The sequence below is a fragment of the Cupriavidus sp. SS-3 genome (assembly GCF_035818815.1).
GTDB classification, from domain to species: domain Bacteria; phylum Pseudomonadota; class Gammaproteobacteria; order Burkholderiales; family Burkholderiaceae; genus Cupriavidus; species Cupriavidus taiwanensis_C.
The window spans coordinates 169,831-183,015 of record NZ_JAYLVT010000011.1; the positions used below are offsets into that span (position 1 = coordinate 169,831).

General features: G+C 67.6%; 14 protein-coding genes. 5 read left to right on the forward strand and 9 right to left on the reverse strand.

Annotated features, from left to right (window positions below; genetic code table 11):
* Positions 1-79: 79 nt before the first annotated feature.
* Positions 80-1,903 (reverse strand): methyl-accepting chemotaxis protein, encoded by a 1,824-nt coding sequence (locus U9J39_RS18410; protein ID WP_326347718.1) that lies wholly within the window; start codon positions 1,901-1,903, stop codon positions 80-82.
* A gap of 546 nt (positions 1,904-2,449) precedes the next feature.
* Here U9J39_RS18410 and U9J39_RS18415 point away from each other — a divergent pair.
* Positions 2,450-2,758, forward strand: coding sequence for an H-NS histone family protein (locus U9J39_RS18415; protein ID WP_062802319.1), 309 nt, complete (start codon positions 2,450-2,452; stop codon positions 2,756-2,758).
* An 80-nt stretch (positions 2,759-2,838) separates the two neighbouring features.
* Here the strand turns inward: U9J39_RS18415 and galE are convergent, their stop codons facing one another.
* Both galE and U9J39_RS18425 read right to left on the reverse strand, forming a co-directional pair.
* A complete protein-coding gene (gene galE / locus U9J39_RS18420) occupies positions 2,839-3,858 on the reverse strand; it encodes a UDP-glucose 4-epimerase GalE (protein ID WP_116313339.1) in 1,020 nt (339 codons plus the stop codon).
* 156 nt (positions 3,859-4,014) lie between these two features.
* Positions 4,015-5,037, reverse strand: a complete 1,023-nt coding sequence (locus U9J39_RS18425) for a tyrosine-type recombinase/integrase (protein WP_115712015.1) — start codon at positions 5,035-5,037, stop codon at positions 4,015-4,017.
* 204 nt (positions 5,038-5,241) lie between these two features.
* On the opposite strand from U9J39_RS18425, the gene U9J39_RS18430 reads away from it, so the two are divergent.
* Together U9J39_RS18430 and U9J39_RS18435 are read left to right on the forward strand one after the other, a co-directional pair.
* Positions 5,242-5,673 (forward strand): nuclear transport factor 2 family protein, encoded by a 432-nt coding sequence (locus U9J39_RS18430; RefSeq protein ID WP_115682243.1) that lies wholly within the window; start codon positions 5,242-5,244, stop codon positions 5,671-5,673.
* Positions 5,674-5,742: 69 nt separating this feature from the next.
* Positions 5,743-6,738 carry an NAD(P)H-dependent flavin oxidoreductase gene (locus tag U9J39_RS18435; RefSeq protein WP_115682242.1) on the forward strand — a complete coding sequence of 332 codons (996 nt, stop codon included), beginning with the start codon at positions 5,743-5,745 and terminating at the stop codon, positions 6,736-6,738.
* Positions 6,739-6,757: 19 nt separating this feature from the next.
* Here the strand turns inward: U9J39_RS18435 and U9J39_RS18440 are convergent, their stop codons facing one another.
* Positions 6,758-7,303, reverse strand: coding sequence for a PadR family transcriptional regulator (locus tag U9J39_RS18440; RefSeq protein WP_115712013.1), 546 nt, complete (start codon positions 7,301-7,303; stop codon positions 6,758-6,760).
* A gap of 313 nt (positions 7,304-7,616) precedes the next feature.
* Here U9J39_RS18440 and U9J39_RS18445 point away from each other — a divergent pair, with 313 nt between their 5' ends.
* Positions 7,617-7,838, forward strand: a complete 222-nt coding sequence (locus tag U9J39_RS18445; RefSeq protein WP_018004733.1) for a hypothetical protein — start codon at positions 7,617-7,619, stop codon at positions 7,836-7,838.
* Between the two features lie 118 nt (positions 7,839-7,956).
* Here U9J39_RS18445 and U9J39_RS18450 read toward each other — a convergent pair whose 3' ends face one another.
* Together U9J39_RS18450 and U9J39_RS18455 are read right to left on the reverse strand one after the other, a co-directional pair.
* Entirely contained in the window at positions 7,957-9,096 is a 1,140-nt protein-coding gene (locus U9J39_RS18450) for a hypothetical protein (protein ID WP_326347719.1), read from the reverse strand.
* Positions 9,097-9,180: 84 nt separating this feature from the next.
* Positions 9,181-9,726 carry a GNAT family N-acetyltransferase gene (locus tag U9J39_RS18455; RefSeq protein WP_326347720.1) on the reverse strand — a complete coding sequence of 182 codons (546 nt, stop codon included), beginning with the start codon at positions 9,724-9,726 and terminating at the stop codon, positions 9,181-9,183.
* Between the two features lie 206 nt (positions 9,727-9,932).
* On the opposite strand from U9J39_RS18455, the gene U9J39_RS18460 reads away from it, so the two are divergent.
* Positions 9,933-10,169 carry a hypothetical protein gene (locus U9J39_RS18460; protein WP_018004736.1) on the forward strand — a complete coding sequence of 79 codons (237 nt, stop codon included), beginning with the start codon at positions 9,933-9,935 and terminating at the stop codon, positions 10,167-10,169.
* A gap of 40 nt (positions 10,170-10,209) precedes the next feature.
* Here the strand turns inward: U9J39_RS18460 and U9J39_RS18465 are convergent, their stop codons facing one another.
* The 3 genes from U9J39_RS18465 to U9J39_RS18475 form a co-directional block, all read right to left on the reverse strand.
* Positions 10,210-10,746 carry a DUF3016 domain-containing protein gene (locus U9J39_RS18465; RefSeq protein WP_115712007.1) on the reverse strand — a complete coding sequence of 179 codons (537 nt, stop codon included), beginning with the start codon at positions 10,744-10,746 and terminating at the stop codon, positions 10,210-10,212.
* Between the two features lie 138 nt (positions 10,747-10,884).
* Complete coding sequence (locus tag U9J39_RS18470; RefSeq protein ID WP_115699485.1) at positions 10,885-12,060, reverse strand: L-rhamnonate dehydratase; 1,176 nt, start codon at positions 12,058-12,060, stop codon at positions 10,885-10,887.
* A gap of 91 nt (positions 12,061-12,151) precedes the next feature.
* Positions 12,152-13,174, reverse strand: a complete 1,023-nt coding sequence (locus U9J39_RS18475; protein ID WP_326347721.1) for a 4-hydroxythreonine-4-phosphate dehydrogenase PdxA — start codon at positions 13,172-13,174, stop codon at positions 12,152-12,154.
* Positions 13,175-13,185: the final 11 nt, after the last annotated feature.

Consider the following 13,185-nt stretch of genomic DNA (forward strand, 5'->3'; position numbering starts at 1 on the left):
GGTCAGGACGCGGGGCAAACCCCGCATCATGTCATCTTGCAGTCGCCGTGTGAACAAGGCAATGACTCCAACGCAGGGGTCAGAACGCGCTCCAGTCATCGTCACCGCCGGCCGCGGTCACTGCCGGACGCGCTGCGGAGCGCGCTGCAGGGGGGATTGCCGGGCTGCTCGCCGGCCTGGCCGCGGCCCGCGCCGTCGTGGCGACCGGCACCTTACGCACCGTCGTGGTGCGCGTGGCCAGGCTGTCGCTGGCGACGGCGGGGATCGCCGGCGTGGCCGATGCCACCGCCTTTGCCGCCGTCTTTGCTGCGGCGCTTCCACCGACACGGGCCGTGATGGCCGGCGCCGCCGCGGTGTTGACGGTGAACACCGAGACCACGTTCTTCAGCTTCTGCGCCTGCTCTTCCAGCGCACCCGCCGCCGCCGCGGCCTCTTCGACCAGCGCGGCGTTCTGCTGCGTGACCTGGTCCATCTGGGTCACGGCCTGGCTGACCTGATCGATGCCGCTGGTCTGCTCCTGCGACGCCGCGCCGATCTCGTTCATGATGTCCGTGACGCGGCGCACGGCCTGCACGATCTCGCCCATGGTCTGGCCGGCTTCGGCCACCAGCCGGGTGCCGCTCTCCACGCGCTGGCCCGACTCGCTGATCAGCGCCTCGATCTCCTTGGCGGCCGACGCCGAGCGCTGCGCCAGGCTGCGCACCTCGCCCGCCACCACGGCAAAGCCGCGTCCCTGTTCGCCGGCGCGCGCGGCTTCGACCGCGGCATTGAGCGCCAGGATATTGGTCTGGAAGGCGATGCCCTCGATCACGCTGATGATTTCCACCACCTTGCGCGAGGCGCCGTTGATCTCGTTCATGGTATCGACCACGCGGCCCACCACCTCGCCGCCCTTGAGCGCGATCTGCGAGGCCTCGCCCGCCAGCACGCCGGCCTGGCGCGCATTGTCGGCGTTCTGGCGCACCACCGTGGTCAGTTCTTCCATGCTCGCGGCGGTTTCCTCCAGCGACGAGGCCTGTTCCTCGGTGCGCTGCGACAGGTCCAGGTTGCCGGTGGAAATCTGCTGCGTGGCCGACGCCATCGAATCCGCGCCGCTGCGCACTTCGGCGACGATGCCCGACAGGCTCGACTGCATCGCGGCCAGGGCCTGCATCATGCGACCGATCTCGTTCTTCGAGATGCTGGTGATGCGCGCGGTCAGGTCGCCGCGGGCAATGCGCTCGAACACCGCCAGTGCCTCTTGCACCGGCGCGACGATGGCGCGGTTGAGCGTGACCGCGCACAGCGCGGCAATCGCCAGGCCCAGCACGATCATCACGATCGACAGCATGCGGATGCGGGCAAAACTTGCCTGTGCCGTGCCGAAGTTGGCCTCGCCCGCCGCCATCTGGAATTTCTGCAGTTTTTCATGCGCGCTCGACATGCTGCGCTGCAGGTCGGGCAGCACCTTCTTCGCCAACCGCACCGCCTCTTCCTGGTTGCCCGCCAGCGAGGCCGCCTGCAGCGGCAGCACGCCCTGCTCCATGAAAGCCTGGCGCTGCTTGCCCAGTTCCGCCGCCAGGGCCTGTTCCTCGGCATTCTGCGGCAAGCTCATGTAGCGCTTCCAGGCCGCGTCCGACGCCTCCACGAACACCCGCGAGCGATCCACGTTGACCTTGGGATCGTCCTGCTCGCCCTGCATCACGTTGCGGTCCAGCGCCAGGCGCATGCGCGTGGTGGCCAGCATCGCATCGCTGAGCGCGACGGTCGAGCCAAGCTGGTTGGCATAAGTGTCCTTGAGCGCGTCGTTGCTCTGCGAGATGCCGTACAGGCCGGCGCCGCCGACCAGCAACAGCAGCAGCGACAGGATTCCCATGGCGCCCCGTAGCAGGGTCTTGATCTGAATATTGTTGTGGAAGGACATGATGAATTAAGACACTGGCAATCCGCGGGACACACCCCTTGCCCCGGTCCGGCAGGATCGTTACCGCATTGATCCGCCCTGCCCGGATAACGGCGCGCCCCCTTCATCCTTGAGTCGCCGTCCGGCGCGCACGGTTATGGTGAATCGGCGATAAACGCCATGTCGGATATCAGCCACGTCGAGGGGTTGCGTGGGCGGGATGGCCTGAAACGGGGGTGGCGGCCTGTCCGTAAATGCCGGCGCGATTAATGTCATGGCCGGTATCCGCACACAACGACGACAGCCCGGTGCGGTCGGGAATACCGCCGGGATTTCGGCACTGCCGCCCTCCATCGCAATACCGCTGGGACACGGAAAAATCCGCGGCGACTCGCCCTGACACTGAAAGTTCACACAATTATCAGCAGCAAGAATTTTCGCAAAAACCGTCCGGGATTACGCGACCAGGATTTGCAGCCGGCAGCCGGCCCGTTATAATTGTTTTCAGCATTTTCCCCGCCCACCAGCGCACCCAGCGCAATTCAATCACCGGAAACCGAGGACGCAATGGCGACGTATCAGGAAATCGTTCAGAAAATCAGCGAACTGCAGAAGCAAGCCGAGGAAATCAAGGCGCGCGAACAATCCGCCGTGATCGCGGATATTCGCGAGAAAATCGAGCAATATGGCCTGACCGCGGAAGACCTGGGTTTTGGCGCGAAGGCCCCGGCCGGCAAGAAGGCGGCCAACCGCAAGGTGCCGGTACGTTATCGCGACAACGCCGGCAATACCTGGACCGGCCGCGGCAAGCGCCCGGGCTGGCTGACCCAGGCCCTGGCCCAGGGCAAATCGGTCGAGGACTTCCTGATCCGCTGAAGCGCGCGATCCGGCCGACGGCAAAACGCCACGGAGACTTCCGTGGCGTTTTTGTTTTGCGTGGCGAAAAACCGGCCGGGTCAGGCGTCGAAGCCGTGCGGGTTCATCGACTGCCAGCGCCACGAGTCCTGGCACATGCGGTCGAGGTCATGCTGCGCGCGCCAGCCCAGCAGCTCATGGGCCAGTGCCGGGTCGGCATAACAGGCGGCAATATCGCCGGGGCGGCGGTCCACGATCTGGTACGGCACCGGCTTGCCGCTGGCGCGCTGGTAGGCCTGCACGACCTCCAGCACGCTGTAGCCACGGCCGGTGCCCAGGTTCACGGTCATGCCGCGGCCCTTCCGGCCAAGATAATTGAGCGCCGCCAGGTGGCCGTCGGCCAGGTCGCAGACATGGATATAGTCGCGCACGCCGGTGCCGTCGACGGTCGGGTAATCGCCACCGAATACCATCAACTGGTCGCGGCGCCCGCCCGCCACCTGCGCTACATAAGGCATCAGGTTGTTGGGAATGCCGCGCGGGTCTTCGCCGATCAGGCCGCTTTCATGCGCGCCGACCGGATTGAAATAACGCAGATAGGCAATGCGCCAGGCCGGATCGGATTTTTCCAGGTCGCGCAGGATTTGCTCGCCCATCAGCTTGGTCTGGCCATAGGGGTTGGTCGCCGACAGCGGGAAATCCTCCAGGATCGGCACGGTGTGCGGATTGCCATAAACCGTGGCCGAGGAACTGAACACCAGCTGTTTCACCCCGGCCGCGCCCATGGCGGCACACACCGTCAGCAGGCCATCGAGGTTGTTGCTGTAATAGGCCAGCGGCTGGCTGACCGATTCGCCCACCGCCTTGAGCGCGGCAAAATGAATCACCGCGCTGATGCGGTGCTCGGCAAAGAGCCGGTCCAGCAGCGCGCGGTCGCGCACGTCGCCCTGCACGAAATGCGGGGCCTGGCCGGTAATGGTGGCGAGCCGGTCGATCACGGCCGGGCTGCTGTTGCACAGATTATCCAGGCCGATCACGTGGTAGCCGGCATTGAGCAGCGCGACCCAGGTATGCGAGGCGATATAGCCGGTGGCACCGGTCAGCAGCAAGGTTTCAGGCATGGGTATTGGCGTCGATCGATTCGGTTCAGCGTTGTGCGGAGGGCAGCCGGTGCGCTGTGTGCGCGATAAATAACTTGACGGCCATGCCGGGCACGGGAAGGTAGCTATTATCCACGATGCACCATGGCGCCCTGACAGCCGCCCCAGTCACGGCTTTCAGTCAGAAGCCGCGGAAGCCGGCGCCACCAGCCCTGCCCGCGCCTGCCAGGCCTCATACGCCGCCCGCAGCCGCCAGCCCGATTCCAGGTCGCGCATGCCCAGGCACTGCGCCACCTCGGCGGGCGCCGTGCCGGCCTCGAAATGCATGGCTGCGCAGGTATTGCGCAAGGTCTGCGGCGACGCGCGCTCGCTGCGCCCGGCCAGCACGCCGGCTTCGTCCAGCAAGATTTCCACGCGCCGGTAGACCGACGCCGCATGCATCGGCCGCCCCGTCGGCATGGCCGGAAACACCAGGCTGCCGAGCGTGCCGGACGCCTCGCGCAACGCCAGCCAGGCGCGCAGCGGCGCATGCGCCAGCGGGAACAGCGGCACGGTGTAGGCGCGGCCGTTGTCCGGGCGCACCATGCGCAGCGCCATCCGTCCAGGCGCGCCGTCGGCGATGACGTCGGTGCGCAGCGCGCGCGCCTCCGCCACCTTCAGGCCGCCGCCCAGCAGCACGGCCAGCAGCGCCGCGTCGCGGGCACGCTTCCATTGCGTCGGCGAAGCCGCGGCGGCGGTGTCGCCAGCCGGGGCGCCGGCCGGGCCGAGGATGCGCGCCACCAGCAGGTCGCGCTCGCCCGGCAGCAGGAAGGCGGTGGGGTCGTTTTCACCTTCGGCCAGGTGAGCGCGCACCGCCTGGCTGCCCGGGTTGTGCATGCCCTCGCGCAAGCGCGACAGGTGATGAAAGACCCGCTCGATCAGCCGCGCATAGCGGTAGCGGTGCGACTTGTGCAGCTGCTGCGCGTCCAGGAATTCGCCGATCTGCTCGGCGGACCAGCTCAGCGGCGGCAGGCCGCGTTCGGCCGACCAGCGCAGCAGCTTGCCCCACATGGCACGGTACACCACGCTGGTGCCGTGGCGAAAACCGTGCTGCGCCAGCCAGCCGTCGAACGCGCGCTCGGGGTGGTCGCGCCAGGCGGCCAGGTCGGCATCGAACAAGGCCGCCTGCTCGAGCTGGGCGGCGCTGGGCTTGGTGGTCACGGATTCTCCTGCTGTGCCGCATCAGGCCGGCGGCCAGCGGACGATCCCGACTATTGTAGACAACGCGTCACTGCGCGCCGCCATGCACGCGCCGAGCTTGCAGCGGACCACGCGGCGTGCTACCTTTCGACGCACTATGCAACTGGTTGCATAAATCCGGAAAGAGATCGCAGCAAACCTATAGCGCCCGTCAGGAGACCTCCCGTGACCACTGCCCTGCTCCCCGCCGCCCAGGCTTCGCTCGACGCCTGGCACCAGATGATCGCCACCCATTCCATGGCCGGGCTCGATGCCATCGTCGCCGACGACGTGGTGTTCCGCTCGCCGGTCGCGCACACGCCGTATCCCGGCCGCGCCGCCATCGCGCTGGTGCTGACCACGGTGAACCAGGTGTTCCAGGACTTCCGCTATCACCGCAGCTTTGTCAGCGACGACGGCCACAGCGTGGTGCTGGAGTTCAGCGCCAGCGTGGACGGCAAGGCGCTCAAGGGCATCGACATGATCCGTTTCGACGACGCCGGCCGCATTGCCGAGTTCGAGGTCATGGTGCGCCCGCGCTCCGGCCTGGAGGCGCTGGCCGCCGCCATGGCCGCGCGCCTGGCCAGCCAGAAGGATGTGCTGACCGGCGCCGCCTGACTCGCGCCGGACGACAGCGCCACCGCATCGCTACACCGAATCCATCGACATTACCAAGGAGACTTCCCCATGGCCCTTCCCGCCCAGCTGCAGAACCGGCTTTCGCTGCCGGTGGTCTGCTCGCCGCTGTTCATCATCTCCAACCCGGACCTGGTCATCGCCCAGTGCAAGGCCGGCGTGGTCGGCTCGTTCCCCGCGCTGAACGCGCGCCCCGCGCCCAAGCTGGAGGAATGGCTGGACCGCATCACCACCGAACTGGCGGAACACGACGCGAAGCACCCGGAGCGCCCGTCGGCGCCGTTCGCGGTCAACCAGATCGTGCACAAGTCCAACGACCGGCTCGAGCATGACCTGGAGCTGTGCGTGCGCTACAAGGTGCCGATCGTGATCACCTCGCTGGGGGCGCGCAAGGAAGTCAACGACGCAGTCCACTCGTACGGCGGCATCGTGCTGCATGACGTCATCAACAACGCCTTCGCGCGCAAGGCGATCGAAAAAGGCGCGGACGGCCTGGTGGCGGTGGCTGCCGGTGCCGGCGGCCATGCCGGCACGCTGTCGCCGTTCGCGCTGCTGCACGAGATCCGCGAGTGGTTCGACGGCCCGCTGCTGCTGTCGGGCGCGATCTCCAGCGGCGACGCCATCCTGGCCGCGCAGGCCGCCGGCGCCGACCTGGCCTATATCGGCTCGGCCTTCATCGCCACGCAGGAAGCCAACGCGCAGGACGGCTACAAGCAGATGATCGTCGACAGCAGCGCCAACGATATCGTCTATTCCAACCTGTTCACGGGCGTGCACGGCAACTACCTGCGCGGCAGCATCGAGCGCGCCGGGCTGGACCCGAACGCGCTGCCGGAATCGGACCCGTCGAAGATGAACTTCGGCTCGACCAGCGTGAAGGCGTGGAAAGACATCTGGGGCGCCGGCCAGGGCGTCGGCGCGATCAAGCGCGTGGTGCCGGCCGCCGAACTGGTGCGCCGCTTTGCCGAGGAGTACGCGCTGGCGCGCCGCCGCCTGGGACTGGGCGAAGCCAGCCCGGCCGGCGCGCGCGCCGTCGACCTGGCCTGAGCACGCGCCCGTGCTGCCGCTACAGTAGCGGCAGCAAGGCCTCGCCCCAGTTTACCCAGTCGGTCTCGAAGCGGATCCCGCGCTGCAGCAGCGCATAGCGCAGTTGCTGCGCGCGGTCCATGTCCGGCGCCGAGAAATCGCGCCGCTCGATCGCCAGGTAAGTCTCGAGGCGGGCGCGGTGCAGCGCGATCAGCCGCCGCATCTCGTCGCCCAGCCCAAGCGGGCCGATCACCGCATCGGCGCGCAGCTTGACCAGGATCTCCTCGCGCTGGTCCAGCCCCGCGCCCGGCGCCAGCACCCAGCGCGCCAGTTCTTCACGGCCCGCCGGCAATACCCGGTAAACCTTCTTGCGGTTGCGCCGGTCGGCGTTGCCCTCGCCTTCCGACGCGTCGCTTTCATCGGCGGCAATCCAGCCGCTGTCCGCCATGCGGCCCAGTTCGCGATAGATCTGCTGGTGCGTGGCATGCCAGAAATAGCCGATGGAGCGGTCGAAGCGCCGGGCCAGGTCGTAGCCGGACGAGGGCTTTTCGATCAGGGAGATCAACAAGGCGTGCTGGGTCGACATGCGTCTGCTGGGCGCGGGGATGATGGGAGTGGATTCGGACAGCACAGCGTGCCGGCAGGCGCGCCGGTCACCGCACTTTCAAAAACTGGCGCTATGGTAGCGCAATGCCGGCCGGTGCCTGAAAGAGGCCGCGCGATATGGCGCAAAGCGATATATTCGTCGATTTTGTCAATTAAGAAATTTCCCGCCAGACAGAATTAAAAAATGCTGAATGGCATTTCCGGCCGCTGTGCCATACATTCCATACATTGAAGCTGTGCGAGCAAAAACGATCCGCCCCCGGCCGCACCATGCAGAACTTTGGAGTGTGTCCATGACCGGAAGAATCCTGCTTGCCGAAGACCGCGACGTGCCCTGGGAGGCCGACGCGCGACCGCTCGGCCTGCTGGCGCCAGTGCACGACAAGGCGCCAGTCTATTACCGCCTGCCCGATACGCCCGACGGGCACCATATCAAGGAATATCCCAGCGGCCTGCGCCAGCTGGTACGTTTTGTCGGCGTCGAGGAACAGGTCGTCAAATACAACCTGAGCTGATCCCGCGCCACCGTTTTCCCTGTGGTTGCCTCCTCCAAGCCCGATCCTGCGGGCAGGGACTTGAACCCGCGAGCTTCGCGGGTTTTTTCTTGCCATGACCGTACCCGGCGCGCGCGCCTCAGAGCTGCGGCGCGCGGCAGGCCGCGCCGCCAGCATTGGCCGCCTCCGGCATGCCAAACACGGCCTGCGCCCCGCATTGCGAACCGAACATGCGGGCCTGGTCGTGCCCCACGCCCACCACTTCATAAGCCTGGTGGCGGATTACCAAACCCGGGCCGGCGAGGTAGCGCTCGTAGCGCAGGTAGCCGCGCGCACGCTGCAGCCGCGTGGAGCCCTCGGCCTCGGCGCCGCAGGATTTGTCGAGCACGCGATGGTTCGGATCGTTGTCCTCGGTGCCGGCCAGATACGTCACCTGGCGTCCGGCATAGCGCCGGTACAGCGCCATGCCGTCGACGCCTTTCGCATACGGCACCATGTCCTGCATGCCGTAGCGGTATTTGTCGTAGTCGGGGCAACGGGTGCTGTCATACGGCGCGAACGACTTGCCGTCGGCGCCAGCCGGCCGCACCGGCGTGAAATACAGGTACGACGAGGGATTGGCCACGACGTAGCGCAGGTCGATGCCGCCCGCGCGGATGCGTTCGTCGACATGGTTCAGCGCCGCGTAGCGGTGCACGATCTGCCCGCCGCCGGAATGGCCGGCCACCGTCACCTTGCGCACCAGCGGCAGCCGCGCCTTGTCGGTGAAGCGTGCGAGCAGGTCGTCCAGCACCTGCAATGAGCTGACGCGCGCCGGGCCCTCGACCGCATCCTCGCCGCTGAGCCAGCCCTGCACCGTCCAGTGCGGCATGCCGGTAAAGCCCTTCTTCTGGTCGGGCGTGCCGGGGAAATTGGGCGCGACCAGCAGCACCTCGTCCGGGTTGCGGCCGCTGGCCTTCAGCAGTTCGGCGCCCGCGGCATAGTAGTCATCGCCGTTGCGCTGCAGGCCATGCTGGACGAACACCACTTCGCGAATGCGCGACAGGTCGCCGTCGAGCCGGTGGTTGGCATAGACCGGGAAGTCATAGCCGGCGCCCGCGCCTAGATGCACGCGCTGCCAGTGCGGCGCGGCAGCCGTGGGGCCGGCGGGGTTGCCGGCGGCAGGCGGCACGGCCGGCGTGCCGGCGCAGCCCGCCAATACCGCGAGGCTGGCGGCAGCAAGGACGCGCGCCAGCTGCGAACGGGCGGGCTGCGGCAGGCGAGCGATCGATGGGGTCATGGCGGGTGGTCTCCGGTTGGCATGCCGGCGATGGTAGGGCAGTGGCGCGGGGCATGGCAACGCCTGCCGCGCCGCCATGCAGTTCTACGCCAGCCGCCTGGCCAGCGCCGCCACGTCTGGCCACGTCACCCGCCGCACCATCACGCGCAGGTCGGGCCCATGGAAATCGTCCTCGAACGGCTCAGAAGCCTCGCCGCCCAGCCGCTGGTAGAACTCGCACGCCTGCGTATTGGCCTCGAGTACGTAGAGGAACAGCGGCTGCCCTGGCCAGCCCTGCATGACACGTTGCGCGCAATGGGCCAGCAGCCGCTTGCCCAGCCCCTGGCCATGGAAAGCGGGAAGGACATGCAGGTTGTCCAGGTAGATGCCGAAGCGCGGGTCGGCCTGCGGCAACAGGCAGGCAAAGCCGGCGGCCTCGCCGTCGACCAGCGCCAGCGTGACCTCGGCCGGGCCATCGGCGCCGTCGTGCATGCGCGCGCGCCAGGCCGCCAGGCGTTCGGGGTAGGCCTGGTCGCGCAGGTAAGCGTCCGGCAGCATGCCGGGATAGGTGTGCTGCCAGCTGGCAGCGTGCATGGCGGCGAGCCGGTCGGCATCGGCGGCGGTGGCGGGTATGAGCGCAAGTTCGGGCATGGGAACGAGACGGGAACGGCACAGAGGCGCAGGCGCATGGGGCAAGCGCCCATTGTGCCCGCGCCATGCCAAAGCTTGCAAAAGGCGGAGGAAGGGTTTGCAATCGTGGTCCCCGGCACACCCGGCCTTCCCTTGCGCGCCGCCGCGGCAGCGGGAACGAAGGTTGCAAAGCCCTGGCACACCCCCGCGCAAGCAAAGGAAGCCTTATGTACATGGTCTACTGGTCCGAAGCCCTCGGCACAGGACTGACGCCGCATGCGCAGTCGTTCCCCAGCGACGCGATGCGCGAGGCGCTGCGCTTTACCGAAGCGCTGCGCCAGCGCCAGCACGCGGGCGAGGCGGTCAGCTTTGTCACGCTGTGCTCGGAAAACCCCGACTCGGTCGGCCGCGCCGGCGCGGCCGATCCGCCGCCCGACTACGAGTGGAAGAAGCGGCGGCCCTGATCCGGCGCGTTGTGTCCGGGCCGGTCATGCCAGCGCCGGCTCATCCCTGTCCGGTCTGGCGCGCCGCGATCCGGCGGGTCACGGCCTGGTCGAACCAGCGGTCCATCATTGCCTTTTCGTAGCGCAGCCGGTCGGAGGGATCGTAGATGTTGATGCCGAAATTGAACGTCGGGTCGGCGATACGCTGCTCGCCGCTGCCGATCACGGCACCGTCGCTGCCGCGCAGTTCGTAGCGCAGCGTCATGTGCGGCCAGGTGACATCGCGCACGATGCGCACATTGTAGGCTTGCCTGTGCCACGGCTCGAAATGCCCGGCCAGGTCGACGTCGAGCACTTCGATGCTCAGCGCATAGCCCTCCGGCAGGTAACGCGCCGCCAGCTTGTCGAAGTGGCGGCGGATATCGTTCATCACCTGCGCCCGGTCCTTCTCGCTGCCGTAGTCGCTGCGGTAAGCGGCGTCGGTGTAGGTCTCCGGATGAACGAAGGTGAGCGACAGGGTGCCGGCGGGCGGCGCGGCAACGGCGCCCAGGGCGAGCGATGCCGCGCAGGCGGCCAGCAGACGCAGGGATCTGGCCATGGCGAACTCCAGGACAAGCGTTTTTCGCCTCTTGATTCTAGGCCGGCAAAGGCCGGCGGGCGCGGGTTGCCAAGGCTGGAAGATGCCGCATCCGGTACAAGCGGGCGCCGGCGCGAGCCGGCGCCCGTTGCCGCCCAATCAGCCGATGATGTTGAACTGGCTGAAATATTCCTCGTTCAGTTCCAGCCCCAGCCCCGGCAGGTTGTCGTCAAGCTGCAGGTAGCCGTTGTCCGGCGCCGGATCGCCCTTGAAGATGTAGTAGAACAGTTCGTTGCCGACCTCGACGTCGTGCACCGGGAAGTACTCCGACATCGGCGACGCGGTCGACGCCATGGTCAGGTGGTAGTTGTGCATCTGGCCGGCGTGCGGGATCACCGGCACCGACCAGGCCTCGGCCATGGCGTTGATCTTCTGCGCCGCGGTGATGCCGCCGACGCGGTTGGTGTCGTACTGGATCACATCGACCGCGCGGCGCTCCAGCAGGTCCTTGAAGCCGTACGAGGTGAACTCGTGCTCGCCGCCGGAGATCGGGAACGGGCTCGCCTTCTTCAGTTCGACATAGCCTTCGATATCGTCGGCGATCACCGGCTCTTCGAGCCAGCGCGGGTTGAACTCGGCCAGGCGCGGCAGCATGCGGCGCGCGTATTCGAGCGTCCAGCCCATGTAGCACTCCAGCATGATGTCGACGCCGTCGCCGACCAGCTCGCGCAGCAGCCGCACCTGCTCGATGTTCTTCTGCATGCCGGCGGGGCCGTCCTTGGGGCCGTAGCCGAAGCGCATCTTCAGCGCGGTAAAGCCCTGGTCGAGGTAGCCTTGCGCTTCGGCCAGGAAGGCATCGCGGTCGTCGTTGTTGTAGAGCTTGGAGGCATAGCACCAGATCTTTTCCTTGGTGCGCCCGCCCAGCAGCTTGAACACCGGCTTGCCCACGGCCTTGCCCATCAGGTCCCACAGCGCGATATCGACCGCCGAGATCGCCGCCATGCCGATGCCCTTGCGGCCCCAGGCATGGGTGCGGCGGTACATCTTCTGCCACAGGTATTCGTTGTCGAACGGATCCTGGCCGATCACCACCGGCGCCAGGTATTCGTCGACGATCTGCTTGGCCACGCGCGGGGCCAGCGCGCAGTTGCCGATGCCGACCAGGCCGGTATCGGTCTCGATCTCGACCACCATCCAGCCGTGGAAGCGGAACGAGCCCATGGCGTCGCCGCGCTCGAACAGGATGTCGGTGGCGTTGGTGCAGAAATGCGCCTGCGGCGGCACGGTCTTGCCCTTCCACTCAAAGACGCGGGCGCGGACGTTGGTGATCTTCATGTTCAGCTCCTGATGGCAATGCGTTGGCGCGAACGCACCCCGGCCGCGCCGGGGGGCGGTCATGCTGGATCCGGTATGGATTGACGAGTGGCTAGGCGTTTGCGGCGGCGCGCCGTTGCGCCCCCATGCGGCAGGCAAGCTGGAACGCCTGCTGCGTGGCGCCGGGATCGGCGCGACCCTGCTGCGTGATATCGAAGGCGGTGCCGTGCGCGGGCGTGGTGATCGGCACCGGCAGCCCGCCCTGCACCGTCACGCCGCGCGAGAAGCCCATCAGCTTGATGCCGATCTGCCCCTGGTCGTGGTACATGGTGACGATGGCGTCGAACTGGCGCTGCGACGGCCCGCCCTGCACCTTCAGGAAGATGGTGTCGGCCGGGAACGGGCCCTGCGCATTGACGCCGCGTTCGCGCGCCGCCACCACGGCGGGTGCGATCACGTCGATCTCTTCGCGGCCGAAGGCGCCGTTGTCGCCGTTGTGCGGGTTCAGGCCGCATACCGCGATGCGCGGGCTGGCCATGCCGGCGCGGCGCAACGCCTGATCGATCAGGTCGATCGCGCCGCCGACGCGCGCCGGGGTAATCAGCGCCGGCACGTCCTTGAGCGCGACGTGCGAGGTCACGCGCGAGGTCCACAGGCCGTCCAGCACGTTGAACTCGCAGAAATCGCCGTGGTAGCCGAGTTGCTCGGCAAACCAGTGCAGCTCGTCGCTGTGGCTCATGCCGGCGGCGTGCAGCGAGCTCTTGTTCAGCGGCCCGAACAGGATCGCATCGGCCTGTCCGGCCTGCGCCAGCTCCAGTGCCAGCGTCAGCGTGCCCAGGCTGTAGCGGCCGCCTTCGGCGCTGGCCACGCCGCGCGCATAGGCCGGGCTTTCGGGCAGCTGCCAGTGGTACAGGCGCGGCTGGCCATCGGCGGCGAAGGCGGGCGCATCGGTCTCGGCCAGCGCCAGCTCGACCCCGGCGAGCTGCATGCCGTGGCGCCATTCGGCGCGGTCGGCGATCAGCAGGATCTCGGCCTGCGCGGCGGTGCCGGCATCGGCCAGCAGCCGGGCGATCAGTTCGGGACCGATGCCGGCGGGGTCGCCCAGCACCATGGCGATTCTTGGACGGGAATGCATGAGGCTTCCGA